30 protein-coding genes are annotated in these 25,560 nt (G+C 68.9%); 3 read left to right on the top strand and 27 right to left on the bottom strand.

Going from position 1 to position 25,560, the window contains the following annotated elements:
• Positions 1-2 precede the first annotated feature (2 nt).
• The 9 genes from flgJ to flgB are packed head-to-tail and all read right to left on the bottom strand — an operon-like array spanning position 3 to position 7,167.
• Positions 3-896, bottom strand: a complete 894-nt coding sequence (gene flgJ, locus A9O67_RS05995) for a flagellar assembly peptidoglycan hydrolase FlgJ (RefSeq protein ID WP_068608428.1) — start codon at positions 894-896, stop codon at positions 3-5.
• 1 nt (position 897) lies between these two features.
• A complete protein-coding gene (locus A9O67_RS05990) occupies positions 898-2,025 on the bottom strand; it encodes a flagellar basal body P-ring protein FlgI (protein WP_068608426.1) in 1,128 nt (375 codons plus the stop codon).
• A 35-nt stretch (positions 2,026-2,060) separates the two neighbouring features.
• A complete protein-coding gene (locus A9O67_RS05985) occupies positions 2,061-2,750 on the bottom strand; it encodes a flagellar basal body L-ring protein FlgH (RefSeq protein ID WP_068608424.1) in 690 nt (229 codons plus the stop codon).
• A gap of 25 nt (positions 2,751-2,775) precedes the next feature.
• Entirely contained in the window at positions 2,776-3,552 is a 777-nt protein-coding gene (gene flgG, locus A9O67_RS05980; protein ID WP_068608423.1) for a flagellar basal-body rod protein FlgG, read from the bottom strand.
• A 14-nt stretch (positions 3,553-3,566) separates the two neighbouring features.
• Entirely contained in the window at positions 3,567-4,307 is a 741-nt protein-coding gene (gene flgF / locus A9O67_RS05975) for a flagellar basal-body rod protein FlgF (RefSeq protein WP_068608420.1), read from the bottom strand.
• 18 nt (positions 4,308-4,325) lie between these two features.
• Positions 4,326-5,603, bottom strand: a complete 1,278-nt coding sequence (gene flgE / locus A9O67_RS05970) for a flagellar hook protein FlgE (protein WP_068609785.1) — start codon at positions 5,601-5,603, stop codon at positions 4,326-4,328.
• Positions 5,604-5,639: 36 nt separating this feature from the next.
• On the bottom strand, positions 5,640-6,293 hold the full coding sequence (locus tag A9O67_RS05965; RefSeq protein ID WP_068608418.1) for a flagellar hook assembly protein FlgD: 654 nt from the start codon (positions 6,291-6,293) through the stop codon (positions 5,640-5,642).
• Positions 6,294-6,317: 24 nt separating this feature from the next.
• Positions 6,318-6,722, bottom strand: a complete 405-nt coding sequence (gene flgC / locus A9O67_RS05960) for a flagellar basal body rod protein FlgC (protein WP_068608416.1) — start codon at positions 6,720-6,722, stop codon at positions 6,318-6,320.
• A 13-nt stretch (positions 6,723-6,735) separates the two neighbouring features.
• The gene (gene flgB, locus A9O67_RS05955; RefSeq protein WP_068608414.1) at positions 6,736-7,167 is read right to left on the bottom strand and encodes a flagellar basal body rod protein FlgB; all 432 of its coding nucleotides are present in this window, start codon (positions 7,165-7,167) and stop codon (positions 6,736-6,738) included.
• Positions 7,168-7,407: 240 nt separating this feature from the next.
• Here flgB and flgA point away from each other — a divergent pair, with 240 nt between their 5' ends.
• From flgA to A9O67_RS05940, 3 genes are all read left to right on the top strand, one after another.
• Positions 7,408-8,127 carry a flagellar basal body P-ring formation chaperone FlgA gene (gene flgA / locus A9O67_RS13585; protein WP_197484447.1) on the top strand — a complete coding sequence of 240 codons (720 nt, stop codon included), beginning with the start codon at positions 7,408-7,410 and terminating at the stop codon, positions 8,125-8,127.
• Positions 8,128-8,219: 92 nt separating this feature from the next.
• Entirely contained in the window at positions 8,220-8,558 is a 339-nt protein-coding gene (gene flgM, locus A9O67_RS05945; protein WP_068608409.1) for a flagellar biosynthesis anti-sigma factor FlgM, read from the top strand.
• A gap of 9 nt (positions 8,559-8,567) precedes the next feature.
• Entirely contained in the window at positions 8,568-8,945 is a 378-nt protein-coding gene (locus A9O67_RS05940; RefSeq protein WP_068608407.1) for a hypothetical protein, read from the top strand.
• An 18-nt stretch (positions 8,946-8,963) separates the two neighbouring features.
• Here the strand turns inward: A9O67_RS05940 and A9O67_RS05935 are convergent, their stop codons facing one another.
• From A9O67_RS05935 to A9O67_RS05850, 18 genes are all read right to left on the bottom strand, one after another.
• On the bottom strand, positions 8,964-9,683 hold the full coding sequence (locus A9O67_RS05935; RefSeq protein ID WP_068608405.1) for an RNA polymerase sigma factor FliA: 720 nt from the start codon (positions 9,681-9,683) through the stop codon (positions 8,964-8,966).
• Between the two features lie 50 nt (positions 9,684-9,733).
• Positions 9,734-10,366: a hypothetical protein gene (locus A9O67_RS05930; protein ID WP_156682266.1), complete on the bottom strand. Its 633-nt coding sequence runs from the start codon at positions 10,364-10,366 to the stop codon at positions 9,734-9,736.
• The gene (flhF, locus tag A9O67_RS05925; RefSeq protein ID WP_068608401.1) at positions 10,359-11,909 is read right to left on the bottom strand and encodes a flagellar biosynthesis protein FlhF; all 1,551 of its coding nucleotides are present in this window, start codon (positions 11,907-11,909) and stop codon (positions 10,359-10,361) included. The genes A9O67_RS05930 and flhF overlap by 8 nt, the downstream gene beginning before the upstream one ends.
• Positions 11,906-13,996, bottom strand: a complete 2,091-nt coding sequence (flhA, locus tag A9O67_RS05920) for a flagellar biosynthesis protein FlhA (RefSeq protein ID WP_068608398.1) — start codon at positions 13,994-13,996, stop codon at positions 11,906-11,908. Before flhA ends, flhF begins: the two co-directional genes overlap by 4 nt.
• A gap of 24 nt (positions 13,997-14,020) precedes the next feature.
• Entirely contained in the window at positions 14,021-15,160 is a 1,140-nt protein-coding gene (locus A9O67_RS05915; protein ID WP_068608396.1) for an EscU/YscU/HrcU family type III secretion system export apparatus switch protein, read from the bottom strand.
• Between the two features lie 118 nt (positions 15,161-15,278).
• On the bottom strand, positions 15,279-15,926 hold the full coding sequence (locus tag A9O67_RS05910; protein ID WP_068608394.1) for a protein phosphatase CheZ: 648 nt from the start codon (positions 15,924-15,926) through the stop codon (positions 15,279-15,281).
• A gap of 23 nt (positions 15,927-15,949) precedes the next feature.
• Positions 15,950-16,336, bottom strand: coding sequence for a chemotaxis response regulator CheY (cheY, locus tag A9O67_RS05905; RefSeq protein ID WP_068608392.1), 387 nt, complete (start codon positions 16,334-16,336; stop codon positions 15,950-15,952).
• Between the two features lie 23 nt (positions 16,337-16,359).
• Positions 16,360-17,346, bottom strand: a complete 987-nt coding sequence (gene motB / locus A9O67_RS05900) for a flagellar motor protein MotB (protein WP_068608390.1) — start codon at positions 17,344-17,346, stop codon at positions 16,360-16,362.
• Between the two features lie 47 nt (positions 17,347-17,393).
• Positions 17,394-18,251 (bottom strand): flagellar motor stator protein MotA, encoded by an 858-nt coding sequence (gene motA / locus A9O67_RS05895; RefSeq protein ID WP_068608388.1) that lies wholly within the window; start codon positions 18,249-18,251, stop codon positions 17,394-17,396.
• 54 nt (positions 18,252-18,305) lie between these two features.
• Positions 18,306-18,674 carry a YqjK family protein gene (locus A9O67_RS05890; RefSeq protein ID WP_082955403.1) on the bottom strand — a complete coding sequence of 123 codons (369 nt, stop codon included), beginning with the start codon at positions 18,672-18,674 and terminating at the stop codon, positions 18,306-18,308.
• Positions 18,643-19,044: a phage holin family protein gene (locus A9O67_RS05885; RefSeq protein WP_068608386.1), complete on the bottom strand. Its 402-nt coding sequence runs from the start codon at positions 19,042-19,044 to the stop codon at positions 18,643-18,645. The genes A9O67_RS05890 and A9O67_RS05885 overlap by 32 nt, the downstream gene beginning before the upstream one ends.
• Positions 19,045-19,085: 41 nt before the next feature.
• Positions 19,086-19,397 (bottom strand): DUF883 family protein, encoded by a 312-nt coding sequence (locus tag A9O67_RS05880; protein ID WP_068608384.1) that lies wholly within the window; start codon positions 19,395-19,397, stop codon positions 19,086-19,088.
• 36 nt (positions 19,398-19,433) lie between these two features.
• Positions 19,434-21,227: an aspartate--tRNA ligase gene (gene aspS, locus A9O67_RS05875; protein WP_068608382.1), complete on the bottom strand. Its 1,794-nt coding sequence runs from the start codon at positions 21,225-21,227 to the stop codon at positions 19,434-19,436.
• A gap of 37 nt (positions 21,228-21,264) precedes the next feature.
• Positions 21,265-21,942, bottom strand: coding sequence for a DUF502 domain-containing protein (locus A9O67_RS05870; protein WP_231960242.1), 678 nt, complete (start codon positions 21,940-21,942; stop codon positions 21,265-21,267).
• A complete protein-coding gene (locus A9O67_RS05865; protein ID WP_068608378.1) occupies positions 21,929-22,240 on the bottom strand; it encodes an FmdB family zinc ribbon protein in 312 nt (103 codons plus the stop codon). The genes A9O67_RS05870 and A9O67_RS05865 overlap by 14 nt, the downstream gene beginning before the upstream one ends.
• 96 nt (positions 22,241-22,336) lie before the next feature.
• Positions 22,337-23,890 carry a ubiquinone biosynthesis regulatory protein kinase UbiB gene (gene ubiB / locus A9O67_RS05860; protein ID WP_068608376.1) on the bottom strand — a complete coding sequence of 518 codons (1,554 nt, stop codon included), beginning with the start codon at positions 23,888-23,890 and terminating at the stop codon, positions 22,337-22,339.
• Positions 23,887-24,516: a ubiquinone biosynthesis accessory factor UbiJ gene (locus tag A9O67_RS05855; RefSeq protein WP_068608374.1), complete on the bottom strand. Its 630-nt coding sequence runs from the start codon at positions 24,514-24,516 to the stop codon at positions 23,887-23,889. The genes ubiB and A9O67_RS05855 overlap by 4 nt, the downstream gene beginning before the upstream one ends.
• Positions 24,517-24,558: 42 nt before the next feature.
• Positions 24,559-25,536 (bottom strand): Tim44 domain-containing protein, encoded by a 978-nt coding sequence (locus A9O67_RS05850; protein ID WP_068609782.1) that lies wholly within the window; start codon positions 25,534-25,536, stop codon positions 24,559-24,561.
• Between the last annotated feature and the right edge of the window lie 24 nt (positions 25,537-25,560).

The raw sequence follows: 25,560 nt of genomic DNA, 5'->3' as shown, positions 1-25,560 counted from the left end.
CCTCACGCCAGGGCACGCTGCAGCTGCAGCGTGGTGTTGATGACGCGGCTCAGCTTGGCCGCGTACTGCGGGTCGGTGGCGTAGCCGGCCTGCTGAAGCTGCTGGGCGAATGCCTGCGGCGAGTGCAGGTTGCGCACCACTGCCTGGTAGCGCGGGCTGCCGGTGATCAGCCGCGCGTAGTCTCGGAACGCCTCGGCGTAGCTGTCGTAGGCGCGAAAGCGCTGCACCATCTTGCGCGGCTGGCCGTCCACGTACTCGGTGGTGGTGACCTCGGCGACCTTGCCGCTCCAGCCCGGGCCGGCCTTGATGCCGAACAGGTTGTGCGAGTTGCCGCCGTCGGCGGTGCGGATCTCGCTGCGGCCCCAGCCGGTCTCGTGCGCGGCCTGACCGATCATGAAGGCGGCGGGGATGCCGGTTTCGCGCTGCACCTGCTGCGCCGCGCTGCGGTGCTGCTCGACGAACGCGGCCTGCGACGCCGTCGGGCGCGGCACCGCCCCTGCGCTGGGGGGCGTCGCCGGGGTGGTGGCGGCGGGCGCAGCACCACCGTCCACCGCACGCGGCCGCGACGTGGGGTCGATCTGCTGCTGCAACTGGCGCTCGATCATCTCGCTCAGCCCCCCCGGCAGGCCGGTCATCTTGACCGCCCACTGCTCATCGAGCAGGTCCATGCCCAGGTCGGTGCCTTCGTTGTCCATCAAACCGCTCTTCATCGTCGCCTCGCGCATCGACTTGAGCAGTTCGCGCATGAACAGCGCCTCGAACTGACGGGCGGTCTCCTTCAGCGCCGCCTTCGGGTCGCGGCCGGCGGCGCCCTTGAGGGCGTCGAGGCTGCGGGCATCCGCCGCCAGCCCGCGCGCGGCGTCGGCCCCCAGGGTGAAGCGCACGTCGGCCACCATGTCAGATCACCTCCAGCTCGGCCTTCAGCGCCCCGGCCGCCTTGAGCGCCTGCAGGATGGCGAGCAAATCCTGCGGCGTGGCGCCCAGCTTGTTGAGCGCGCGCACCACGTCCGCCAGCTGCGCGGAGGCCTCCACCTCGATGATCTTGCCGCCGTCTTGCTGGACCTGGATGTCCGCCTTCTCGGTCACGACGGTCTGGGCCCCCGGGGGCGCCAGCGGCGGCGGCTGGCTGACCTGCGGGGTGGAGCTGATGCTGATGGAGAGGTTGCCGTGCGCGATGGCCGCTGGCGCGAGCTTGACCGCCTGGTTCAGCACCACCGAGCCGGTGCGGGCGTTGAAGACGACGCGCGCGGTCGGCGTGGCCAGCTCCACCGGCAGATCCTCCAGGCTGGCCAGGAACGCCACGCGCTCGTTGGGGTCGCGCGGCGCGCGCACCTGCACCGTGCGGCCGTCCAGCGCCTGCGCGGTGCCGTCGCCGATGGCGCGGTTGATCGCCGCCGCCACGCGCGAGGCGGTCTGGAAGTCGTCCGCCCTCAGCGCCAGCGTGACCCCCTCGCCCAGCAGCAGCGGTGTCGGCACGGTGCGCTCCACCAGCGCGCCGTTGGGGATGCGGCCGGCATTCAGGTGGTTGACGGTGACGCTGCTGCCGCCGGCCGACGCCCCGGCCCCGGCCACCACCAGGCTGCCCTGCGCCAGCGCGTAGACCTGCCCGTCGGCGCCGCGCAGCGGCGTCTGGATCAGCGTGCCGCCGCGCAGCGACTTGGCGCTGCCGACCGACGACACCGTCACATCGATCGTCTGCCCGGGCCGGGCAAACGCCGGCAGATCGGCCGTCACCAGCACCGCGGCGACGTTCTTCGGCTGCACCGTCACGCCCTGCGGCAGGCTGATGCCCATTTGCTGCATGAAATTGGCCAGGCTGCGGGTGGTGTAGGCGTTGTTGCCGTCACCCGTGCCGTCCAGCCCCACCACCAGGCCGTAGCCGACCAACTGGTTGCTGCGCACGCCCTGCACGGCGGCCACGTCCTTGACGCGCGTGGCCTGCGCCGGGGCCGGCATCAGGGCCGAGGCGGCCATGATCGTCATGGCGGCCAGCAGCCCGCGGGGGAGAAAAGTCCATCGGTTCATCGCGCATCACCTCGTGAACCGATTGTGGAAAAACTTTAGAACGGCAAAAGCGTCAAAAAGAACCGTGCCAGCCAGCCAAATGTTTGCGCATCGGCCGGCGCCCCGCGGCCGCGCGACAGCACGCGCACGTTGGCCACCTGGGTGCTGGGCACGACGTTGCCCGGCTGGATGACGCGCGGGTCCACCGTGCCGCTGAACTGCAGCACGTCCACCGCTTGGTTGACGCCGATCTGCTTTTCGCCGATGACGACCAGGTGGCCGTTGGGCAGCACCTCGGTCACCACCGCGGTGATGGAGCCGCGGAAGGTGTTGCTGGCCTCGGTCTTGCCGTCGCCCTTGAAGGTGTTGCTGGACTTGGCGCCGGTGGTCAGATCGCCCAGCACCGTGCCGGTGACGAACGGAAAGGCCGACACGCTCGCGCCGATGCTGCTTTCGCGCGCCACATCGGTCTTGGCGCTTTGCGAGGCGGACAGCGACTCGGTGATCTGGATCGTCAGCACATCGCCCGGCAGGCGCGCGCGGTGGTCCTCGAAGCCCGGCCGGTACGCCACCGCGGTGTAGAGCGAGCCGCTGGGCGCTTCGGTCACGGCCGGGCGCGTCTGCGGGTAGCGGATGCCGTCCTCGGGCGGCTTGGCCAGATCCACGTCCGGAATCTGGGACAGCGAGGCGCACCCCCCCAGCAGGGCGGCGGCGGCCACGGCGAGCAGGCGGCGGGCGGCATTCATCGCAAGGCTCCAGCAAAGACGGGGATCACAGCTGCGTCAGGCGCTGCAGCATCTGGTCGGACGTGGTCACGGCCTTGGAGTTGAGCTCGTAGGCGCGCTGGGTCTGGATCATGTTGACCAGCTCCTGCACGACGTTGACGTTGGAGCTTTCCAGATAGCCTTGCAGCGTCTGCCCAAAGCCTTCGGCCCCCGGGAGCCCTTCGACGGGCGCCCCGGAGACCTGCGACTCGCGAAACAGGTTTTGTCCGGTCGGCTCCAGCCCGGCGGGGTTGATGAATTGCGCCAGCGTGATCTGCCCGATGGTCTGCACGGCGTCACCCACGGTGGCGGTCACCGTGCCGTCCTTGCCGATGGTCAGGGCGCGGGCGTTTTGCGGCACCTGGATGGCGTCGGCCAACGGATAGCCCTGGTTGGTCACCAGCTGCCCCTCGGCATTGAGCTTGAAGCTGCCGTCGCGCGTGTAGGCGGTGCTGCCGTCGGGCATGGCCACCCGGAAAAACCCGTTGCCGTTGATGGCCACATCCAGGTTGTTGTCGGTTTGCTGGAGGTTGCCCTGGGTGTAGGTGCGCGCCGTGGCCACCGTGCGCACGCCCAGGCCGATCTGCAGCCCGGTGGGCAGCTCGGCGTTTTCGGTGGCGTTGCCGCCCACCTGCCGCAGGTTTTGGTAGATCAGGTCCTCGAACAGCGCCGTGCTGCGCTTGAAACCCGCCGTCGACACGTTGGCCAGGTTGTGCGAGATGACGTCCAACTGCGTCTGCTGGGCCTGCATGCCCGTCTTGGCGATCTGAAGCGAATTGATCATGAGAATTCTCCCGCTCAGGCGTTGAGGCTGAGCAACTGTGCGGCGCTCTGGTCGTTCTTCTCGGCGTTTTGCAACATCCGCATTTGCACTTCGTACTGGCGCGTGGCCGCGATCATGTCCACCATGGCCTGGATGGGATCGACGTTGGAGCCCTCCAGCATGCCGTCGATCAGGGTGGCGTTCTGGTCGGCCGGCAGGGGCTGGCCGTCACCGCCCCGAAACAGCCCGTCCTCGCCGCGCACCAGCTTTTGGCCCGCCTCCGGGGTCACCAGCTTGAGGCGGCCGACCTCCTGCGGGGCTTGCTCGCCCACCTTGGCGGTGACGGTGCCGTCGCGCCCGATGCGCACCTGCGCCCCCTCGGGGATGGTGAGCGGCGCGCCCCCGGTCCCCAGCATCGGCAGGCCATTGAAGCCGACCAGGTTGCCCTGGGCATTCACCTGCAACGCGCCGGCGCGGGTGTAGGCCTCGGTGCCATCCAGGGCCTGGATGGCGAAGAAGGCGTTGCCCACGGCGGCCACATCCAGCGGGCGCCCGGTGTTTTGCATCGGCCCCGCCTTGTCCAGGTAGCCCGGCGTCGCCTCCAGCGCATGCACCCGCGTCGTCGCCCCCTCGCCCTGCAGAGGCACCGCGCGAAACGTCGACAGCTCGGCCCGAAAGCCGGTGGTGGTGACGTTGGCCAGGTTGTGCGCGATGACCTGATGGCGCTGCATCGCCGCAGACGCCCCGGACAGCGTGGTGTAGATGACGCGGTCCATGCCTTACTCCTCGCGACCTCAGCGCAGGTTGACCAGCGTTTGCTGCACCTGGTCCTGCGTCTTGATCGTCTGCGCATTGGCCTGGTAGTGCCGCTGCGCCACGATCATGTTGACCAGCTCCTGCGTCAGGTCGACGTTGGACTCTTCCAGCGCGCCGGAGCGGATCAGGCCGAAGCGGCCGGTCAGCGGCTGGCCGATGATGGGGTCACCCGACGCCTGCGTCTTCTGCCAGTACCCGCCGTTGACGGGTTGCAGCCCCTGAACGTTGCGGAAGCGGGTCAGCATGATCTGACCGTTGGCCTGGCTCACCCCATTGGAGTAGCGGGCCGTGATGACACCGTCTTCCCCCACGTTAATCGAGGTCAGCTCGCCAGAGGGGTAGCCGTCTTGGGCGACCTCGTAAACCGCAAACTTGGAGCCAAACTGCGTGACCGTGGCCGCTGCGGGGTTGGTGGGATCGCCAAAATTCAGCGCCACATCGATGTTCGTGGCGGGCAGCCCGGCCGTGGCGTTGACCGCGCCAGCCGCAATCTGGATGTTGGTCAGCGTCAGCGGCAGCGTGGGCTTGCCGGTCGCCGGATCGAACGAGATCGTTCCCAGATTGGTTTCCGTGGCCGGCGTATTGGGCGGATCGGTGGGCTGATAAACGGACACGACGTCCCAGGCGTTGGCCGCCGTCTTCACGAAATAGAGCTGCACCGGAATCGCGTTGCCCAGGGTGTCGTACACATTCATGGACGTGCCGAACTCCTTGTTGGCTGCCGTCAACGGTGCACCGACCGTTTGCACATCGGCCCGCGAGTCCAGGTTCATCGTCAGCTTGAGTTCCGTCGACATCTTGGGGTCGATGTTCTTGCCGGTCGGCAGATTCAACGGGACCGGCTCCACCGACGTCGGCTTGCCGGCGGTGTCGGTCTGATACCCGAGCAGCTTGGCCCCATTGTTGGTGATGATGTTGCCGTCGCGGTCGAGCTTGAACTCGCCGTTGCGCGTGTAGGCCAGGGAGCCGTCCGCCATCTGCACCGAGAAGAAGCCCTCCCCGTTGATGGCCATGTCCATGTTGTTGCCCGTGACCTTGATGTTGCCTTGCGTGAACATCTGGGCCACGGTGGCCACGCTCACGCCAATGCCGCCGTTGCTGCCGCCAGCCGCCCCGAGCGAGGCGGCGTACATTTCGGCAAACTCCGCCCGACCGGCCTTCATCCCGGTGGTGTTGGCGTTGGCGATGTTGTGGCCGATGACGTCCAGGTTCTTGCTGGCGGCGTTCAATCCAGACAGGCCGGTTCCGAAACTCATGGTGTGCTCCTCGTCGGGCAATAAACAACAAACGGATCAAAGAAAGGCCAGGACCTGGTCGTAAGCCAGCGTGCCGCCATCGGTGCGCAGGCGCAGCGCGCCCTCGACCAAGCCCACCGACTGCACCTTGTGCAGCGCCAGCGGGGTGGCCGTGACGGATTGCCCGCCGCCCGTGGCGGTGACGCGCAGCGTGGCGACGCGGGCCGGGTCGACCGACCCGAGCGGCCACTCGAACGTCTGCAGGCCCGCCCCCCGTCCGCCCAAATCGACGGTGCCCAGCACCTCGCCGGCGCGGCCCAGAATCTCGACGCTCACGCGGTCCGCGGCGCCGGCCAGGTTGAACGCGCCGCGTGCCTTGCCGTCGGCCACGACCAGGCCGTTGCCTTCGCTCGCCACCTCGCGGCCCACGAGCTGGGCGCCCTGGATGCTGCTGACCATGCCGAACTGCGTCGCCAGACTCTTGAGCGTCTCGTTGACCTGCTGCAGGCCGACCACCTGGTTGATCTGCGCCATCTGCGTGGTCATCTGCGCGTTGTCCAGCGGATTGAGCGGATCCTGGTTGTTGAGCTGCGCGACGAAGAGCTTGAGAAACCGCTCCTGCGCGGCCTTGGGGTCGGTCGATTCGGCCTGCGCGCCGCCGCGGGCGTTGTAGGCGTCGATCTCGCTGTTGCTCAAGGGGGTCATGAACATGGCGTCTGTCCTTCGATGCGGGGATCACTGCCCCATCTGCAGGGTCTTCAACAACAGCGACTTGGCCGTGTTCATGACCTCGACGTTGTTTTGGTACGAGCGCGCGGTGGCGATCATGTGGACCATCTCCTCCACCGGGTTGACGTTGGAATAGGTCACATAGCCCTGCGCGTCGGCGCTCGGGTGGTGCGGGTTGTAGACGCGGCGGTTGGGCGCATCGCTTTCCACCACCGTCTTGACCTTGACCCCGGCCGATGCGGGCTCGCCCATCGGCACGGTCTCGAACATCACTTGCCGCGCCTTGTAGGCCCGTCCGTCGGGGCCCGCGACCGCGTCGGCGTTGGCCAGGTTGCTGGCCACGGTGTTGAGGCGCTGGGCCTGGGCGCTGATCGCGCTGCCCGAGACATCGAAGATGCGAAACATCGACATGGCGGCCTCCCGATCACTGGCCCTGGATGGCGCTGAGCATGGTCTTGACATGCCCGTTGATGAAGCGCAGCGTCGATTCGTACTGGACCGCGTTGTCGACGAAGTTGGCGCGCTGCTGGTCCAGATCCACGCTGTTTTGGTCCAACGACGGCTGGGTCTGCACGGTGTAAGCGACCTTGACCCGATCAACCACGCCCGCGGCGCTGTGCACCGCCGTGCGCAGGTGCCGCGGATCGCTGCCCGCCAGCCCGTCGCTGGCCGAGAGGGTCGTGCGGCGCGTGGCGGCACGGGCCTCTTGCAGAGCGGAGCGAAAGTCGAAATCCCGCGCGACATAGCCCGCGGTTTCGGCGTTGGCGATGTTGCTCGCGATGACCTGCTGACGGTAGGCGCGCAACTGCAGGGCCTGTCCCAGCAGGTCCATGCGATCGGTCAGTCGGTTCAACATGGCGGCCTCGGCGGTTGGCGTGACAAGATTGGCAATTGCCCGGAGGGTCTGGACGGTGTCGCGATCCCGTCGCTCGATGGAGGCATTGTCAAAAACTTGAGGGCGGACGAACCGGCGATAAGCACCCCCGGAGCGGCGCATTTCCCGCGATTGCTCGGGGGCCTGCCGGCCTACAGTGCGCTTGTGTTCTGCTCGGCCTCATCCTCCACTCCCCGCTGGCGGCAAACGGTGTCGGCCGGCTTGGCAGCAGCCGCCCTGTTGTGGGGCGCCGGGGTCGCGCAGGCGCAGTCCACGCCGCCCGCGGCGGCCGAACTGGGCTCCGCCCCGTGGCGTGCCCAGATCGGCCAATGGCTCAACGGCGAGGTGGGGCAGCAATTGCGCAAGGGCGCCCTGCCCGTGCCGCTGCGGGCCGACATCGAGGTCGGCACCCTGGACAGCCGCTTGCGCTTGGCCCCCTGCCAACGGGTGGAGCCCCACCTGCCCCCTGGCACCCGGCTGTGGGGCCGCAGCCGCATCGGGCTGCGCTGCACCGAGGGGCCGGTGCCCTGGAACGTCTTCCTGCCGATCTATGTGCGGGTCTGGGGGCCGGGCTGGGTGCTGCGGCGCCCGGTCGCGCCGGGCGAGACGCTGACCGCCGAGCATGCCGAACCCACCGAAGTGGAGTGGACCGCCCACCGCGACAGCGTGCTGGTCGCGCCCAAAGACTGGGTGGGACTGGAAGCCGCGCGCGGTCTGGCCGCCGGACAGGTACTGCGCACCGGGTTGGTGCGCGCGCCCCACGCCTTTGGCATGGGCAGTGTGGTGCGGGTGCGGGTCGAAGGCCAAGGCTTTACACTGACCGCCACCGCCGAGGCACTGGGCGACGGGCGCGTGGGCGAGTCTGTGCGCGTGCGGCTGGCCAACCGCCGGGTGCTGACCGGCACCGTGGTGGATGCCCAGACGGTCTCGGTTCCCTTGTGAATCCCCACAAACGTCAAAAAAGGGGTAAAGTCCGGGCTCATCCTGCCGATAACGCTCTCAGATGACCTCTGGTACGGGGTCTGGAGAGTGCCATGAAAGTCAACAACTCGCCTGAATCCAAGTTCGGCCTGCCGACTCCGGTGTCCAAGCGCACCGCGGAGGGGGTGAGTTCGCCCGCGACCAGCAATGCGCCAACGCCCGCCGAGACGGCCAGCGCCAGCGTCAAGTTCTCTCCGGTCACGCAAGCCATGACCAACGGTGTGGCGCGCTCCGGCACGGACAGCTTCGACGCCGCCAAGGTGGAGGCCATGCGGACCGCCATCCAAAACGGCAGCTTTTCGGTGAACGCCGAAGCCATTGCCGACAAATTGCTCAGCAGCGCCCGCGAGCTGCTCGGTGTCGCCGCGGCCGGAGCGCGCCGCTCCAGTTGATGGCGTTCCATGGCCGACGTCGATTGGACGCCTGCGCTCGAAGGACTGCGTGATCGGCTCGATCAAGCCTTGCAAGTGTTGACACGGCATGCCGCCGGCGAGGTGGATGCCGACGCCTGGGTGGCAGCCTGCGCGGATCTGGCCCAGGCCTTTTCGTCCGTGCGCCCGCTGATTCAGCGCCCCGCTCCCGCCAACCGTTCCGCGGATGTGGCCGTCCTGCTGGCCGATATCGGCCAACGGCTGCTCACCCTGACCGATCTGCAAGCCCGCTTGTCGGGTGCGACGCGCCACGCGCTGGCGCAACTGCTGCCACAGGACGATCTGCAGGCCTACGCCCGCCTGGGACGCCAGCGCCCAGGCCGCGGTGGCGTGGGCGGCTACGGCTGACCGCAGCCGCAGACCGTGTCAGTGCTCGCGCAGGCGGGCGCGCAGACGGGCCACCGCCTGCGAATGGAGCTGGCTGACCCGCGACTCGGTAACGCCCAGCACGGCCGCGATCTCTTTCAGGTTCATGTCGTGCTCGTAGTACATGCTCATCACGTACTGCTCGCGCTCGGGCAGTTTGCCAATCGCCTCGACGAGCGCCGCGCGCATGCGCTGATCGGCCAGGATGCTCTCCGGGTTGTGCTCGCCGTCGTCGGGCAAAAAGCGATCCCAAAACCCCTCGTCGTCTTCGCTGCGGCCCCCCAAATCCTCCAGGTAGACCAACTGCGTCCCGCGCATGCGGGCGAGAGTGTCGTGGTAGTCGGCCAGCGACATGCCCAACTCCTGTGCGATCTCGGATTCCTTGGGAGGGCGCTGCAAGCGCTGCTCCAGCCGGTGGATGGCCGCCTCGATGTCTTTTTGCAGCTTGCGCGAGCTGCGCGACATCCAGTCCGCGTCGCGCAGCTCGTCGAGCATGGCACCGCGGATGCGCTGGCTGGCGAAGGTCTCGAACTGCACCCCCATGGACGGCTCGTAGCGGGCCAGCGCCTCGGTCAGGCCGATCATGCCCACCTGGATGAGGTCATCGATCTCGACGCTGGCCGGCAGGCGCGCAATCATCAAATGGGCCAGCCGATGCACCAAAGGGGCGTACTGCCGCAACTGCGCATCTCGGTCGAGCGTGCCCTTGGGCGTATACATCAACAACTCCGACGATCGGATCGGCCGGGGCGGTGATACCGGGCAGAACATCAGCATGGCCGCCGTCCGCCTCCCTCGCCGCCGGGCACGTCCAGCGTCCACGCGGCATCCAGTATCTTGTACAGCACCGCCTCGCCTCCTGGCTCGGCCGATGGGTATTCATGATACCCCAGCCGCCACACGGCCGGCACCCAACCCAGGTGCGCCTGGCAGGTGCGCTGCAGCGCGGACAGCGCGGCATGCAACGGCGCCGGCGCGCAATCGCCCCTCGCACCGGCGCAGCCTTGCGCCTCGTCGGGCAGAGCCACCACGACGGGCTGCAATCCCGCCTGCCGCAGAACCTTGAGGGCGCGGTAAGCGGCCACCAGGGCGGCGGGCTCCGCGGTCAGCGCCACGAGCGGCCGGCCCCCGTCTTCGACCGGCCACCAGGATACGGCGGTATTGACCGGCGTGTGCCAGAGCCAGACGCCCCCGGCCTGCGGACCGTCGTCCGGCCATGTGCCGGGCAGCCCCTCGACCACGGCGGACGCCACCCCGATCGCCTCGCACCCTTGGCGCAGGCGCCACAGCAGCTCCAGCGACGCCGAGCCCCGCTCGGTCGCCACCACCGCCAGCACGCGGGTGGGCGGCTGCAGGTTCCACGCCAGCAGGCCGGCGGCCTGGTCGTGAACGGGCTCAAGCATGCGCAGCCCCTTCGGGCTGCCAGCCCGCGTGCACCGGGTCCGCAAAGAAGAACGGCAGCTCGGCCTGGGTGGGGTCGAACGCCGACTTGCCGTGCCCGCCCATGGACATGCGCACCAACGCGGTGGCATCCGGGCGCTGCCAATCCTCCGGCACGCGCTGGCCGGTGGTCAGCCCGCGCAGCACGACTTGGTGGCGAATCAGCGCATCGACGGCCGGCCCCAGCTTGGCGGCTTCGTCCACCTTGGACAGGATCACGCCGTGCAGCGGGGTCTCGCGGTAGGCCTGGAACACCTCATCCAGCGTGTCGCCGTGGCTGCCGGCGTTGACCACCAGCAGCTTGCGGATCTGCGGTGCCTGCAGCAGCGCCATCATCTCCTGGATGCGCGGATCTTTCTGACCCAGCCCGGCGGTGTCGATGATCACCATGCGCTTGTTGGCCAGCAGCTCCAGCAGATCCTGCAGGGCGGCCCGGTCGTGCGCTAGGTGCGCGACCACGCCCAGCATGCGGCCGTAGGCGCGCAGTTGCTCGTAGCCCGCGACGCGATAGGTGTCCAGCGTGATCAGGCCCACGCTGTTGGCGCCGTAGGCCTTGACGCACTGCGCGGCCAGCTTGGCGGCGGTGGTCGTCTTGCCGACGCCGGTGGAGCCGATCAGGGCGAAAACCCCGCCCTCGTCGCACAGCTGGCCCGGCTCGCGCGCCACGCGCAGGTTGCGCGCCAGCACCTCCAGCGTCCAGCGCCAGGCCTCGGCCGCCCCCAGCTGCGCGGGCAGGCGCTCGAGCACGGCCCGGGCCACGGTCGGCGAGTAGCCGGCCCGGATGAATTTGTGCATGAGCTGGGACTGGATGGGGTTGTGGCGCGCCTGCCCCAGCCAGGCCAGGGTCTGAAAGCGCTCCTCCATCATCGCCTGCAGCGCCGCCAACTGGGCCGCGAGCGGGTTGGCCTGCCCCGCGGCTGCGGCATCGGCCGGCGCGGCGGGGCGTTGGGGGGCCGCCGCAGCCGCTGGCGCCGCCTGGGTGCGGCCAAAGGGGAGCACCATGGCATCGTCCGCACGCGGCGCAACAGGGGCCTGGGGCGGGTGCTGCGGCTGGGGCTGCGCCCGCACCGGCGCCGCGGGCCGGGCGGCCGCCGGCGCTTCCGCCGGCCGTGCCCCCCCTTGCAAGGCCTCGCGGCGCTTGCGCAGCATGCGCTCGCGCACGTACTCCTGGAACGACAGCGTGCTCATCGCCAGCGTCTCGGTGTCCTGCGCCACGGAGCTGTCCGGCGACACCGGCGGCAACTGCGCCGCCGCGCGCTGCTGCAGCCCCAGCGTCGCGCGCCCGGACCGCCCCACCGGCGACTCGGGCAGCGCACGGCCCGTCGCCGCGGCGGGCGTAGCCACCTGTGCGGCAATCGCCGAGAGCTGATCCTCGGACGTGGCCACCACCTCGAAACCCTGCTCCGTCGAGCGGGTGGACAGGATCACGGCCTGCTCGCCAAAAGCGGCTCGCGCCAGCGCCATGGCCTCGCGCGAGTTGGGGGCGACGAATCGTTGCGCATTCATGCAGGCTCTCCAATGATCGGGCCGATGCGGATGGTGTGGGTGTCAGGGATCTCGCTGTGCGCCAGCACTTGCAGGCGCGGCGCGGCGCGCTTGAGCAGCCGCGCGATGCCCTGGCGAATGGCGTCGGGCACCAGCAGCACGGCGGGCACGCCGCTTTCTTCCTGGCGCGATGCGACGCGGGCGGCCGACTGGGTCAACATGTCCGCCACGCCCGGGTCCAGCGCGCCCATGCTCTGCGGACCGAGGGCCTGGGTCAGCAGCCGCTCCAGCCCCGGCTCGATGGCGATGACCTCCAGCTCCTGCACCGGCCCGTAAATCTGTTGCACGATGGCCGGCGCCAACGCTTGACGCACCCGCCGCGCCAGCTCCACCGGGTCTTGAATCTGCCCGGCGTGTTCGGCCAGCGTCTCGATGATGGTGCGGATGTCGCGGATGTGCACGGCCTCCTCCAGCAGCAGCTGCAGCACTTTCTGGAACACGCCGATGGGCACCATGGCCGGGATCACTTCCTCGATCAGTTTGGGGGCCAGCTTGCGCACATGCTCGACGAGTTCTTGCACCTCGGTCCGGCTGAGCAGCTTGGCCGCGTGGACTTGCATCAAGTGTGACAAATGCGTGGCCAGCACGGTCTCCGCATCAACGACGGTGTAGCCCGCCATTTGCGCGCTTTCTTTCTGGTGCTCTTCGATCCACGTCGCCGGCAGACCGAAGGCCGGGTCCGTCGTGGACTGCCCGATCAGGGGCGTGCGGATGTGGCCGGGATTGATGGCCAGAAACTGCCCCGGGAACACCTCGCCCTCGCCCACCACGACGCCGCGCAGCGTGATGCGGTAGGCACTGGGCTTGAGCTCCAGGTTGTCGCGCACATGCACGGGGGGCGGCAAAAAGCCCACCTCTTGCGCAAACTTTTTGCGCACGCCCTTGATGCGCGTGAGCAGATCGCCGCGGCGGGAGCGGTCCACCAGCACGATCAGGCGGTAGCCCAACTCCAGCCCCAGCAGGTCCACCGGCTGCAGGTCGTCCCAGGTGGCCTCGGTCTCGGCCGGCGCCTGTGCGGCCTGCTGGGCGGCCAGCTCCTGCGCCGAAGGCTTGCGCCGCTCGCGCGCCAGCCAGAACGCCACCGCACCGATGATCGCCGCAAAACCCAGAAACACCAGATTGGGCATGCCGGGGATGCTGCCCAGCAGCGCCATCACCGTGGCGGTCACGCCCAGCACCTTGGGCGAGTCGAACATCTGCGCGACGATCTGCTGGCCCAGGTCCTCCTCCTTGCCGACGCGCGAGACCACCATGGCCGCCGCCACCGACACCAGCAGGCCCGGCACCTGCGCCACCAGCGCATCGCCCACGGACAGCGTGATGTAGCTGTGCGCGGCCTGCTCCAGGGACAGGCCGTGCTGCAGCATGCCGATCGCAAAACCGCCGACGATGTTGATGATCAAGATCAGGATGCCGGCGATGGCATCGCCGCGCACGAACTTGGACGCACCGTCCATGTTACCGAAGAAGTCCGCCTCCTCCGACACCTCGGCGCGGCGGCGCTTGGCCTCGGCCTGGTCGATCAGGCCGGCGTTCAGATCGGCGTCGATGGCCATCTGCTTGCCGGGCATGGCGTCCAGGGTGAAGCGCGCGCCCACTTCGGCGATGCGCTCGGCGCCCTTGGTGATGACGACGAAGTTGATCACCACCAGGATCAGGAACACGATCAGGCCGACCGCGAAGTTGCCGCCGATCAGAAAGGTGCCGAAGGCCTCGATCACCGCGCCGGCCGCGCCCGGCCCCGTGTGCCCTTCCATCAGCACCACGCGGGTGGAGGCCACGTTGAGCGACAGCCGCAGCAGCGTGGTGATCAGCAGCACGGTGGGGAAGACCGCAAAGTCCAGCGCGCGCCGCATGTAGGCCGCCACCATCATCACCGTCAGCGCAATCGCGATGTTGAGGGTGAAGAAGGTGTCCAGCAACCACGGCGGCAGGGGCAGCACCAGCATGGCCAGCACCAGCATCACCAGGGCCGGGGCGGCCAGCGCCTGACCGTGGCCCCGCCAGGGGCGCAGCGACTGTTGCAGCGATTGCAGAACGGCGTTCATGGGTCGGAAGGCTCAGGACAGGGTTCAGGCCGGCTGGTGACCGTGCAGGGGATCGAGTTCGACGGGCACCTCGGGACGGGGCGGCTTGGGCATGGGCCCTTGTCCCTTGAGCGCGGCGCGCAAACGGTAGACGTAGGCCATCACCTGCGCCACGGCCGTGAACAGCGCGGCCGGCACGGGATGGTCGAGTTCGGTGTGGGCATACAGGGCCCGCGCGAGCATGGGCGACTCCAGCACCGGCACGCGCGCATCGCGGGCGACGTCGCGGATGCGCAGGGCCAGCAGATCGGTCCCCTTGGCGATCACATGCGGGGCTGCCATGGTGCGCTCGTCGTAGCGCAGCGCCACCGCGTAGTGGGTCGGGTTCATGACGACCACGTCGGCCTCGGGCACGCGCCGCACGCTCTGGCCGTAGGCAATCTCGCGCGCCCGCTGGCGGCGCTTGCTCTTGACCAAGGGGTTGCCCTCGGTCTCCTTGTGCTCGTCCTTCACCTCCTGCAGCGACATGCGCAACTGGTGGCGATACAGGTACTGCTGCAGCGGCACGTCCACCAGCGCCACGAGCAGCACCACGGCCAGCATCCAGGCCACGCCGATCATGAACCACTCGCCCGTCTGGGCCAGGGCCGCATCCAGCGGGCGCAGCAGCAGGCTGGCGAATGCGCCGATGTGCGACTCGACATACAACCCGCCGATCAGCGCGATCATCGCCGTGATGGCCAGCAGCTTGAGCACCTCGACCACCTGCTGGCGCGAAAACAAGCGCTTCATGCCGCTGAGCAGCCCGATCTTGGACCAGTCGGGCATCAGGGGCTTGGCGCTCAGCGCGTACGACCCGGCCGCCACCAGCGCGATCACCGCGATGGCGATCACCGCCAGACCCAGCGGCAGGTAGTAACCCAGCGCCAATTGCAGGGCATCCGCCAGGCGCTCGAGCATGCGCTGCGGTTCGCGCACGGTGACGGCGTCGAAGCGCAGGCCCTCGCGCATGGCGCCCCGCAGGCGCTCAAAGGCCCACGGCAGCGTGGACCACAGCAGCACGAGCCCGCCGCCCAGCACCGCCAGGTGCGTCAGGTCCCGCGACCGGGGGACCTGGCCATCCGCGCGCGCCTTTTGCAGGCGTCGCGGGGTGGCGGGTTGGTTCTTGTCCTGGGTCGATTCCATGGCGGCCGTTCAGTGGCTGACGACCGCATTGTCCGGCGGCACCCGGGTTTTCTAAAGGCCCAAAAGGCGGCCAAAACCCGCCACTTCCGCGTCCGCCCCTGCCCCCGGGGGCCCGCCGTCAGAAACCCAGACTGGCCAGCAGATCGTCCACCTGCGCCTGGCTGGTGACGACGTCGGTGCGCCCCTCGGGGTTGACCACCGGCCCGGACAGCTCCGGCCGCCGCGGCTCGTTCGACGCGGTGCTGCCGGACGCCTCCGCCGGCGCCGCGGGCGGGGCGGTTTCGATCAGCAGTTGCAGCAACTGCTGCTCCAGCGTGCCGGCCAGGGCGACCACTTTCTTGATCACCTGCCCCGTCAGATCATGAAAATCCTGCGCCATCATGATCTCGGTCAGGTGGTGGTCGGTGCGCTCGGCCGCCGCCTGGATTTTGTGCGACCACTCCAGCAGCTCCGGCATGGCCCACTTCAGGCCCGGCACCGCGCCGATCGTCTCGACCAACTGGCGGCTGCTGTCGATCACCGTGTGCTGCTCGGCCTTGGCCTCGTCCACCCGGTTGAGCACCTTCTCCGCCGCCTCGCCCGTCAGGCGCGCGATGTACTCCAGGCGGCTGCGCGCGTCGGGCAGCTCACCGACGGCGTCCTTGAGCGCGGGCATGTAGCCCAGCGCCTTGAGCGCCTCGTGCAGCTCGCGCGTGATCTCCCCCAGACGCTGATAGATGTCGCCTTTGCCGTCGGGCTTGGGCGCTTCGGATGCGGCATCGGTCATGGCCTACCCTCCCCGTGGTGCCGTCAGGCCCAACCCATCTTGCGGAAAATGTTGGTCAGCTTTTCTTCGAGCGTGGCTTTCGTGAACGGCTTGACGATGTAGCCGGCCGCCCCGCCCTGCGCCGCGGCGATGATGTCTTCCTTGCGCGCCTCGGCCGTGACCATCAGCACCGGCAGGTGCTTGAGCTTCTCGTCGGACTTGATCTGCGTGAGCAGCTCGAAGCCGTTCATGTTCGGCATGTTGATGTCGGTGATGACCATGTCGAACTTGCCATTGCGCAGCTTGTGCAACGCCGCCGAGCCGTCCTCCGCCTCGTCGGCATCCCCATGCCCCAATTCCTTGAGCAGGTTGCGCACGATCCGGCGCATCGTGGAAAAGTCGTCGACAATCAAAAAACGCACATCGGCCATGGAAGACTCCGTCCGGGACGCCCTTAGTTTAAGGGCACGGCCCGCCCACTGGCAGCGGGTGGCGCTTTGACAGCGGGATTTTGCGCCGCCTCGAGCGCCGATCGGGCATCGCCTTCGTCGTTGATGGTGGGCGCAGCCTCGAGGGATTTGGACATGCGCTCCTCCGCCTCGCGGGTGAGCACCAGAATGCTGATGCGGCGGTTGCGCGGGTCGAACGGCTGGTCGGGAAACAGCAGCTGCTTGTCGGCCATGCCAACCACGCGCGCCAGCTTGCCCTCGGGCAGCCCGGCAGCCACCAGCTCGCGGCGGGACGCATTGGCCCGGTCGGCCGACAGCTCCCAGTTGCTGTACGAGCGCTCGCCGCTGCCATACGGGGTGGCGTCGGTGTGGCCGGACAGCGCAATGCGGTTGTCCACCTCGGCCACCGCCTGCGCGATGGCACGCAGGATCTCGCGCATGTAGGGCTTGACCAGCGCGCTGCCGGTGTCAAACATCGCCCGGTTCTGGTCGTCGACGATCTGGATGTTCAGGCCGTCCTGCACCATCTCCAGGCGGATCTGGCTTTTGAACTCGGACAGTTGCGGGTTGAGGTTGATGATGTTTTCGATCTTGTCGCGCAAGGTGGCGATGCGTTGCTTGTCCTGGCGGATCGCCTCGGCCCGGGCGAGCTGCGCGCCCAGCTCGCGCATCTTCTCGTCGACATTGCCGCTGGCGTCCTCGCCCACGCTCTTGGTCAGGTCGTCGCCACCGCCGTCCAGAATGCTGTTCGCGCCGCCCGACCCCGGCCCGCCAAACAGCATCACCTTCAGCGGCTGGTTGAAGTAGTCGGCCAGCCCTTTGCGGTCGCCCTCGGTGGTCGAGCCCAGCAGCCACATCAGCAGGAAGAACGCCATCATCGCCGTCACGAAGTCGGCGTAGGCGATCTTCCAGGCCCCCCCGTGCGCGCCATGCCCGCCTTTCTTGACGCGCTTGACGATGATGGGCTGCAGCGGCTTGCCGGAGGAGGCCATGGGACGTGCGGATTCGGGGCGGCGAGCGGGGGGTCAGGGTGGCGTCGTCACTTTTTCTTGACGTGGGCCTCGAGCTCGCTGAAGGTTGGCCGCTCGGTCGAGAAGAGCACCTTGCGCCCGAACTCGACCGCCGTCATCGGCGCGTAGCCCTGCATGCTGGCCAGCAGCGTCGTTTTGACGCATTGAAACTCTTTGCTGGCCTCTTCGACCTTTTGCTCCAGCAGGCTGGCCAGGGGCTCGGCAAAGCCATAGGCCAGCAAAATGCCCAGGAACGTCCCCACCAGGGCCGAGCCGATCATGCCGCCCAGCACCGCCGGCGGCTGACCGACCGAGCCCATCGTGTTGACCACGCCCAGCACCGCCGCCACGATACCGAAAGCCGGCAGGGCCCCCGCCAGCCGCTGCAGGGCCGCCACCGCCGCATGCTCCTCGGCGTGGTGCGTGTCGAGCTCGGCGTCCATGATGGCCTCGATCTCGTGCGCATTGAGGTTGCCCGACACCATCAGGCGCAGGTAGTCGGTGATGAACTCGACCGTGTGGTGATCGCTGGCGATCGTCGGGTATTTCTGGAACAAGGGCGAGGCGTCGGGGTTCTCGACGTCGCTCTCGATGGCCATCAGGCCCTCCTTGCGGGCCTTTTGCAGAATGTCGTACAGCAGCGCCAGCAGGTCCATGAACCGGGCCTTGGTGTACTTGGAGCCCTTGAAGCAGGCCCCCAGCCCCCGGCCGACGCCCTTGAGCACCTTCATCAGGTTGCCGGCGATGAACGCCCCGATGGCCGCGCCGAAGATGGTGATCATCTCGAAGGGCAGCGCCTTCATGATGACCCCGATGTTGCCACCGTGGATGATGAAGACACCGAAGATACAGCCGATGGCCACCAGCCAGCCGACGATGACGAACATGGGGCGCGTCCTGTCTATACGTTGCGAAGCATTGTATCGGCATACCCTAACGGGTTAGGCGCGGCCTGCACGCCCCCCAACCCCCGGGACGCGGCGTCCGGGCCGCACCCCCAACGCATCCAGCCAGATGGCGTAGCGCTGCCACAGCCGCCATCCCCGCCACGCCCACCAAACCCCGCGCCAGACCATGCGCGGGCGCCGCAGGACCAGCACCGCCGCTGCGGCCAGGGGCACCCAGGGGTGGGCGCGCATCCAGCGCCAGCCCTCGCGCGCGCGATCGGCCCAGTCCATGGCCGGTGCCAGCGCAGCGCCGTGCATCGCCAAGCGCTCGCGCAATTCGGTCGAGCGCTGCTGCAGCGCCTGCCGGCGCGCGGCGAGGCGCTCGCGTGCCTCACCCCCGGCCACGCAGGCGCTCCAGGTCACGGGCCAGTTCGGCGGTGCTGGCGGCAAACCAGCGGACCCCACGCAAGCGGCGCTGCGCCCGCGCCAGGGCCACGGCCCCCAGCGTCAAAAACACCGCCGTGAACACCGCCAGGGCCAGCAGCCGGTGGCTGTCCCAGAGCAGCACCGTCAGCAACACCGCCAGAAAACCCAGCCCGAGCGACAACAGCACGGCGGCGGCCACCGCCGCGCCCATCGCTTCGGCGACATCCTGGGCGTGTTCGGCCGCCTCGACGCCCAGCAGCGCCAGGCGCACGCGCAACAACTCGGCAGTGTCGTGCAGCCAGCCCCGAACGGCCGACCCGAGCGATTCCGACGCCGCGCTGCCCGCCGACCTTGCGTCTTGTGCCATGCCGTTGGCTCGCAGAGCGGCAACCGCCCCGGCGCGGCGAATCAGCGGCGGCCGATCAGCATCCCCACCAGCAGGCCGATGCCGGCGGCCACGCCGATGGCCTTCCAGGGGTGCTCATGCACATAGTGGTCGGTGGCTTTGGCCACTTCGCGCGTGCGCTCGCGCAGAGCCGCTTCGGCATCCGCCAGACGGTGCCGCGCCGAGCGCAGGTTGTCCTGCAGGCGCTCGCGCAGTTCGGCCACCTTCTCCCCCGTGGAATGGGCGGTGGCCGCCAGCAGTTCCTCTGCATCCGCCACGACCACCTTCAGGTCGGCGACGAGCTTGTCCTTGGGTTGCAGCGTGTTGTCGGTCATGAGAGGGCTCCTGTGGTAACAATTGTTTCCACTGTATCACGCCGGCTGCGGGTTGCGCAGGCGGATGTGCAGTTCGCGCAACTGCTTCTCGTCCACCGGGCTCGGGGCGTGCGTCAGCAGGCACTGCGCGCGCTGCGTTTTCGGGAAGGCGATGACGTCGCGGATCGACTCGGCGCCGGTCATCAGCGTGATCAGACGGTCCAGGCCGAAGGCCAGCCCGCCGTGCGGCGGCGCGCCGTACTGCAGCGCGTCGAGCAGGAAGCCGAATTTGGCGCGCGCCTCCTCCGGGCCGATTTTCAGTGCGGCAAACACCTTGCTCTGCACGTCGGCGCGGTGGATGCGCACCGAGCCGCCGCCCAGCTCCCAGCCGTTGAGCACCATGTCGTAGGCCTTGGCCAGGCACGCGCCGGGGTCGGTGTCCATCAGGTCCTCATGGCCGTCTTTGGGCGCGGTGAAGGGATGGTGCACCGCCACCCAGCGGCCCTCGTCCTCGTCGTACTCGAACATCGGGAAGTCCACCACCCACAGCGGCGCCCAGCGGTCCTCGAACAGGCCGTTCTTGCGGCCGAATTCGCTGTGGCCGATCTTGACGCGCAGCGCGCCGATGGCGTCGTTGACGATCTTGGCCTTGTCGGCGCCGAAGAACAGCAGGTCGCCGTTTTGCGCCCCGCTGCGCTGCAGGATGGCCTGCAGGGCGGCGTCGTGCAGGTTCTTGACGATCGGCGACTGCAGGCCGTCGCGGCCGGCGGCCAGGTCGTTGACCTTGATCCACGCCAGCCCCTTGGCGCCGTAGATCTTGACGAACTCGGTGTAGGCGTCGATCTCGGAGCGGCTCATTTCAGCACCGCCCGGCACGCGCAGGGCAACGACGCGCCCGCCCGGCTGATTGGCCGGCCCGGAGAACACCTTGAACTCGACGTCCTTCATGACGTCGGTCAGCTCGGTGAACTCCATCTTGACGCGCAGGTCGGGCTTGTCCGAGCCGTAGCGCGCCATCGCCTCGGCATACGGCATGACCGGAAATTCGCCCAGATCCACGCCGATGGTGTTGGCGAACACCGTCTTGATCATGCCCTGGAACAGGTCGCGGATCTCCTGCTCGGTCAGGAACGAGGTCTCGATGTCGATCTGCGTGAACTCCGGCTGGCGGTCGGCGCGCAGGTCCTCGTCGCGGAAGCACTTGGTGATCTGGTAGTAACGGTCGTAGCCCGCCACCATCAACAACTGCTTGAACAACTGGGGCGATTGCGGCAGGGCAAAGAACATGCCGTCGTGCACGCGGCTGGGCACCAGGTAATCGCGCGCGCCCTCCGGCGTGCTCTTGGTCAGCATCGGCGTCTCGATGTCGATGAAGCCGTTGGCGTCCAGGAACTTGCGCACCTCCATCGCCACGCGGTAGCGCAGCATCAGGTTGCGCTGCATGTACGGGCGGCGCAGGTCCAGCACGCGGTGAGTCAGGCGCGTGGTCTCGGACAGGTGCTCGTCGTCGAGCTGGAACGGCGGCGTCACGCTCGGGTTGAGTACCGTGATCTCGTGGCACAGCACCTCGATGCGGCCGCTGCGAATCGACTCGTTGACGGTGCCCTCCGGGCGCGCGCGCACCACGCCTTTGACCTGGACGCAAAACTCGTTGCGCAGCCCTTCGGCGGTGGCAAACATCTCCGGGCGGTCCGGGTCGCAGACCACCTGCACGGTGCCCTCGCGATCGCGCAGATCGACGAAGATCACGCCGCCATGGTCGCGGCGCCGGTTGACCCAGCCGCACAGGGTCACGGTTTGCCCCATCAGGGCCTCGGTCACCAGACCGCAGTAGGTGGTGCGCATGTGCATGGAAAAAACCTTGGAAGGGAGAGGAATCGAACGGGACTCAGGCCGACCCGGGCGCCGCAGCCGCCGACGGGGGCAGCGGGCCCTTGCGGCCGCCGGGCACGATGACGCCCATGGAAATGACGTAGGTCAGCGCCTCGTCCACCGTCATGGCCAGCGGCACGACGTCACGGCGGTGCACCATCACGAAGTAGCCGCCCGTGGGGTTGGGCGTGGTGGGCACATAGACGCTGAGGTAGTCCTGGGGCGGCAGGTGGCGCGCGACGTCGCCGCCGGGCGCCCCGGTCAGAAAGGCGATGGTCCACATGCCCTCGCGCGGCCATTGCACCAGCAGGGCCTGACGGAAGGCGTTGCCCTTTTCGGACAGCAGCGTGTCCGAGACCTGCTTGACCCCGGAGTAGATCGAGCGCACCACCGGGATGCGCTGCAACAGCGCATGCCACCAGGCCACCAACTGGTTGCCGACATAGTTGGACGCGAGCGCCCCGATCCCGAGCACGATGGCCAGCGCCAGCAGCACCCCCATGCCCGGCACGCGCATGCCGAGCCAGCGCTCCGGCTGCCACGCAGCCGGCAGGATGTCGAGCGTCTGGTCCAGCGTCGAGACCACCCAGTCGAGCACCCACAGGGTGACGATCAGGGGGACGAGCACGAGCAGCCCCGCGAGCAACCATCGCCGCAGGGCGCCGACCACACGCGCCCGGTCAATGACAGGCACAGGCCGCCCCGCACGGGGTGGAGCCCGCGGCGCCGTCGGTCGCCGCGGCCGCGCTGGCCCCGCCGGTGGCCGTGGCGGCGGCCGCGCCGGTGGACGCGGACGATGCCGACCCGCCGCCGTTGCGGAAATCGGTCACATACCAGCCGGTCCCCTTGAGCTGGAAGCCGGCGGCCGTCAACTGCTTGCGAAACGTCGCCGCGCCGCACGCCGGGCACACGCTCAGCGGCTCGTCAGACACCTTTTGCAACACGTCCTTGGCGTGGCCACAGGACTCGCACTTGTACGCGTAGATGGGCATGGCTGCACCTGCAAGGAAGTCGAAGTTGGGACACGAATCCGGAAAAACTTCCCATTATAGGTGGGGGATGCGTGCCGGACCTTCAAGGGGCGGCGCTCACCACAGGCGCATGCGCAGCCACCACTGCATCGCCATCAAGCCCGCAACGAAGCCGAACAGCACATAGATCACCATCATCAGCAGCCGCTGCGTGCGGCGCTGCTCCTGCACCAGGCGGTCGATCTCGCTGCGCAGGTCGGTCGGCCGCTGGCGCAAATAGTCGTGCAGCAGGCGCGGCAGCTCCGGCACCAGCTTGGCGTAGTGCGGCGCCTCGGCCTTGAGCTGGCTCCAGAATTTTTTCGGGCCCACCTGCTCCAGCATCCACCGCTCCAGGAACGGCTTGGCCGTGCTCCAGAGGTCCAGGTCCGGGTCGAGCTCGCGCCCCAGCCCTTCGATGTTGAGCAGCGTCTTTTGCAGCAGGACGAGCTGTGGCTGGATCTCGACATTGAAGCGGCGCGAGGTCTGGAACAGCCGCATGAGCACCAGCCCGAGCGAGATGTCCTTGAGCGGCCGGTCGAAGTAGGGCTCGCACACGGCCCGGATGGCCGCTTCGAGCTCATCGACGCGCGTGCCGGCCGGCACCCACCCCGACTCGATGTGCAGCTCGGCCACGCGCTTGTAGTCGCGCCGGAAGAAGGCCGTGAAGTTCTGCGCCAGGTACTCCTTGTCGAACTGCGTGAGCGTGCCGACGATGCCAAAATCCAGCGAGATGTAGCGCCCAAAGGTCTCGGGCTCGAGGGACACCTGGATGTTGCCCGGGTGCATGTCGGCATGGAAAAAGCCGTCGCGAAAAACCTGGGTGAAAAAAATCGTCACGCCGTCGCGCGCGAGCTGGCGGATGTCCACGCCGGCCTCGCGCAAACGCTGCACCTGGCTGATGGGTACGCCGCGCATGCGCTCCATGACCAGCACGTCGCTGCGGCAGTGGTCCCAGTACATCTCGGGGATCAGCACCAGGTTCAAGCCGGCCATGTTGCGGCGCAGTTGCGCGGCGTTGGACGCCTCCCGCACGAGGTCGAGCTCGTCGTGCAGGTATTTGTCGAACTCCGCCACCACCTCGCGCGGCTTGAGGCGTCGGCCGTCGTGCGACAGGCGCTCCAGCCACCCCGCCATGGTGCGCATGAGCGCCAGGTCTTTCTCGATGACCGGCAGCATGTTGGGGCGCAGCACCTTGACCGCCACCTCGCGCCCGTCGCGCAGCGTGGCAAAGTGCACCTGCGCGATCGAGGCGCTGGCCACCGGCTCGCGCTCGAAGGTGGCGAACACCGCATCCAGCGGTCGGCCGAAGGCCCGCTCGATGGTCGCGATGGCCACCTCGGTCGGAAAGGGCGGCACGCGGTCCTGCAGCCGCGCCAGCTCGTCCGCAATGTCCGGGGGCAGCAGATCGCGGCGGGTGGAAAGCACCTGCCCGAACTTCACGAATATCGGCCCCAGCCGCTCCAGCGCCTCGCGCAGGCGCTGCCCGCGCGGGGCCGACAGGTTGCGCCCGACCGTGACCAGCCAGCGCAGCGACGCCAGCACCGGGTGCCGAAAGCCCGACAGGACGAGTTCGTCGAGGCCGTAGCGCAGAGCGACCCAGACGATGAACCAGCCGCGCAGCCACCGCCTCATGGCGCCGTCCCGCCGCTGTCGTCCGGCGCGCGCCGGGGCGCGACACGCTCGCGCAGCGCTGCGGCCCGCTCCCGGGCGGCCTGCGCGGCGGGGACGACCCAGGCGCGCAGGGCCGAGGCTGCCGTGCGGGCCGTCTGCACCAGGGTGTGGGCCATGGCGTCGCCCATCAGCCGGGCGAGGTCCTCCTCCACATCCCAGCGCACGTTGTCCACCAGCCACGCCACGTCGGCGGCCAGTTGCACATCCCCCTCGATGGCCACCGCGGGCTTGTCGCCCCGCGCCAGCTTGCCGGCCAAGGTCAGCGGGGACGGCTCGTCGATCGCGAGCACCAGATCGGCGCGGACCTCGTCGGCCGCGCTCTCCAGCAGACCGGCCGGCGAAATGCGCACGACCAGCCCCATGTCCCCCGCACCCGCGGCCGGCCCCCCCCGGCCCCAGCGCACCCGCACCCACTTGCCGGCCTGACGGCGCAGGCGGTGCATGGCCTCGGGCTCCTGCTGCAGCACATGGTTGAGGAGCAGCACGATGCGGTTGCGGGCCTCGTCGAGCAGCCAGGCCGGCGGCGTCGGCAGCCGCCACGGGCCCGTGCCGGGCCGGGGCCGAAAAAAAATCGGGGGCTCAGTCATGCCCCCGATTCTGCCGGATCGGCACGCGGTCGCGCCGCCGCGTCACTGCAAGGCTTGCACACCCGCGACCAGCCAGCCGCCGCGCCCTTCCTTGGGCCGGGTGATGTTCCACACCTCACGGAACGGCGCCGGCCCCTCCGCCGGGTTCTCGCGGATCAGACCGGAGAACTCGACGCTGGCCATGTACTCCCGACCCAGGTCCTCGATACCGAGCAGCTGCGCGTCCAGCGACACGACCTCGGTGACGTTGGGCACACCGGACTGAGCCGCTTCGCGCTCGGCAAGCTGCGCCTCGATCTGCGCCAGCATCTCATCGGTCATGAGCGCGCGCAGGGCGGGGATGTCGCCGCGGTCCCAGGCCGCCTGCAGGCGCACGAAGTTGTCCTTGGACGCCCGCAAAAAGCCCTCGGTGTCGAAGTCGGCCGGAATGCCCCAGGACTGGGAGCCCGACAGGGCCGCGTGGCTGCCGAGGGCGCTGCCGATCAGGCTGCCCGAGGCCCCGGCGGTGCCGGAGGCGCCCGCATCGACCCCGCTGAACTGGGTGCGCTCCCACGGGCGGGCCGAGGCGTCGTTGCCCACATTGCCCGGCTGGTAGCTGCGCGGCGTCACCGGCGAGGTGGCGGTGCCCGCCCCCTGAACCGCCAAGGGCGAGCGAGTGGCCGAGCCCGCGCGGCCGCGCCGCATCCAGGCGATGACCGCCAGCACCGCGACGGCGAGCAGCAGGACCAGCAGGAACTGCGCGAACGCTTCGCCAAAGCCCAGCGCCGACGCCAGCCACGCGAGGCCCAGCCCCGCCGCCAATCCCCCCAGCATCGCGCCCCAGGGGCGCTGCGGCTTGGCCGCCGCCCCGGCCGCGGCCCCGGCGGGCGCAGCGGGCGCGGGCTGGGCCTGCGACGGTGACGGAGCGGGGGCTTGCTGCGGCGGCGCGCTGTTGCGCTGCACCACGTTGCTGGATTGCTTGCCCATCGAGCCACCGCCCCCCAGCCGCTTGGCCCACACCTCGGCCGACGACAGCGTCATCACCGCCACGAGCAGCCAGGTCCC

Source organism: Tepidimonas fonticaldi (genome assembly GCF_001675355.1).
Classification (GTDB): domain Bacteria; phylum Pseudomonadota; class Gammaproteobacteria; order Burkholderiales; family Burkholderiaceae_C; genus Tepidimonas; species Tepidimonas fonticaldi.
The sequence above is the reverse complement of the archived record's forward strand: the minus strand, read 5'-3'. Positions and strand labels throughout refer to the sequence as shown.

Bases quoted from the DNA above. Each gene is read 5' to 3' on its own strand.
- A9O67_RS05930 (WP_156682266.1), bottom strand. From the start codon at position 10,366: ATGCTTGAGCCCGTTCACGACCAGGCCGCCGGCCTGCTGGCGTGGAAC.
- A9O67_RS05965 (WP_068608418.1), bottom strand. From the start codon at position 6,293: ATGTTCATGACCCCCTTGAGCAACAGCGAGATCGACGCCTACAACGCC.
- A9O67_RS05940 (WP_068608407.1), top strand. From the start codon at position 8,568: ATGGCCGACGTCGATTGGACGCCTGCGCTCGAAGGACTGCGTGATCGG.
- cheY (WP_068608392.1), bottom strand. From the start codon at position 16,336: ATGGCCGATGTGCGTTTTTTGATTGTCGACGACTTTTCCACGATGCGC.
- A9O67_RS05855 (WP_068608374.1), bottom strand. From the start codon at position 24,516: ATGACTGAGCCCCCGATTTTTTTTCGGCCCCGGCCCGGCACGGGCCCG.
- flhA (WP_068608398.1), bottom strand. From the start codon at position 13,996: ATGAACGCCGTTCTGCAATCGCTGCAACAGTCGCTGCGCCCCTGGCGG.
- flgG (WP_068608423.1), bottom strand. From the start codon at position 3,552: ATGATCAATTCGCTTCAGATCGCCAAGACGGGCATGCAGGCCCAGCAG.
- A9O67_RS05935 (WP_068608405.1), bottom strand. From the start codon at position 9,683: ATGTATACGCCCAAGGGCACGCTCGACCGAGATGCGCAGTTGCGGCAG.
- flgM (WP_068608409.1), top strand. From the start codon at position 8,220: ATGAAAGTCAACAACTCGCCTGAATCCAAGTTCGGCCTGCCGACTCCG.
- flhF (WP_068608401.1), bottom strand. From the start codon at position 11,909: ATGAATGCGCAACGATTCGTCGCCCCCAACTCGCGCGAGGCCATGGCG.
- ubiB (WP_068608376.1), bottom strand. From the start codon at position 23,890: ATGAGGCGGTGGCTGCGCGGCTGGTTCATCGTCTGGGTCGCTCTGCGC.
- A9O67_RS05910 (WP_068608394.1), bottom strand. From the start codon at position 15,926: ATGACCGATGCCGCATCCGAAGCGCCCAAGCCCGACGGCAAAGGCGAC.
- flgC (WP_068608416.1), bottom strand. From the start codon at position 6,722: ATGTCGATGTTTCGCATCTTCGATGTCTCGGGCAGCGCGATCAGCGCC.
- aspS (WP_068608382.1), bottom strand. From the start codon at position 21,227: ATGCACATGCGCACCACCTACTGCGGTCTGGTGACCGAGGCCCTGATG.
- A9O67_RS05915 (WP_068608396.1), bottom strand. From the start codon at position 15,160: ATGGAATCGACCCAGGACAAGAACCAACCCGCCACCCCGCGACGCCTG.
- A9O67_RS05885 (WP_068608386.1), bottom strand. From the start codon at position 19,044: ATGGCACAAGACGCAAGGTCGGCGGGCAGCGCGGCGTCGGAATCGCTC.
- motA (WP_068608388.1), bottom strand. From the start codon at position 18,251: ATGTTCGTCATCGTCGGCTGGCTGGTGGCCATCGGCTGTATCTTCGGT.
- A9O67_RS05990 (WP_068608426.1), bottom strand. From the start codon at position 2,025: ATGAACCGATGGACTTTTCTCCCCCGCGGGCTGCTGGCCGCCATGACG.
- motB (WP_068608390.1), bottom strand. From the start codon at position 17,346: ATGGCCTCCTCCGGCAAGCCGCTGCAGCCCATCATCGTCAAGCGCGTC.
- flgB (WP_068608414.1), bottom strand. From the start codon at position 7,167: ATGTTGAACCGACTGACCGATCGCATGGACCTGCTGGGACAGGCCCTG.
- flgJ (WP_068608428.1), bottom strand. From the start codon at position 896: ATGGTGGCCGACGTGCGCTTCACCCTGGGGGCCGACGCCGCGCGCGGG.
- A9O67_RS05850 (WP_068609782.1), bottom strand. From the start codon at position 25,536: ATGACGCTGTCGTCGGCCGAGGTGTGGGCCAAGCGGCTGGGGGGCGGT.
- flgF (WP_068608420.1), bottom strand. From the start codon at position 4,307: ATGGACCGCGTCATCTACACCACGCTGTCCGGGGCGTCTGCGGCGATG.
- A9O67_RS05865 (WP_068608378.1), bottom strand. From the start codon at position 22,240: ATGCCCATCTACGCGTACAAGTGCGAGTCCTGTGGCCACGCCAAGGAC.
- A9O67_RS05880 (WP_068608384.1), bottom strand. From the start codon at position 19,397: ATGACCGACAACACGCTGCAACCCAAGGACAAGCTCGTCGCCGACCTG.
- flgE (WP_068609785.1), bottom strand. From the start codon at position 5,603: ATGAGTTTCGGAACCGGCCTGTCTGGATTGAACGCCGCCAGCAAGAAC.
- A9O67_RS05985 (WP_068608424.1), bottom strand. From the start codon at position 2,750: ATGAATGCCGCCCGCCGCCTGCTCGCCGTGGCCGCCGCCGCCCTGCTG.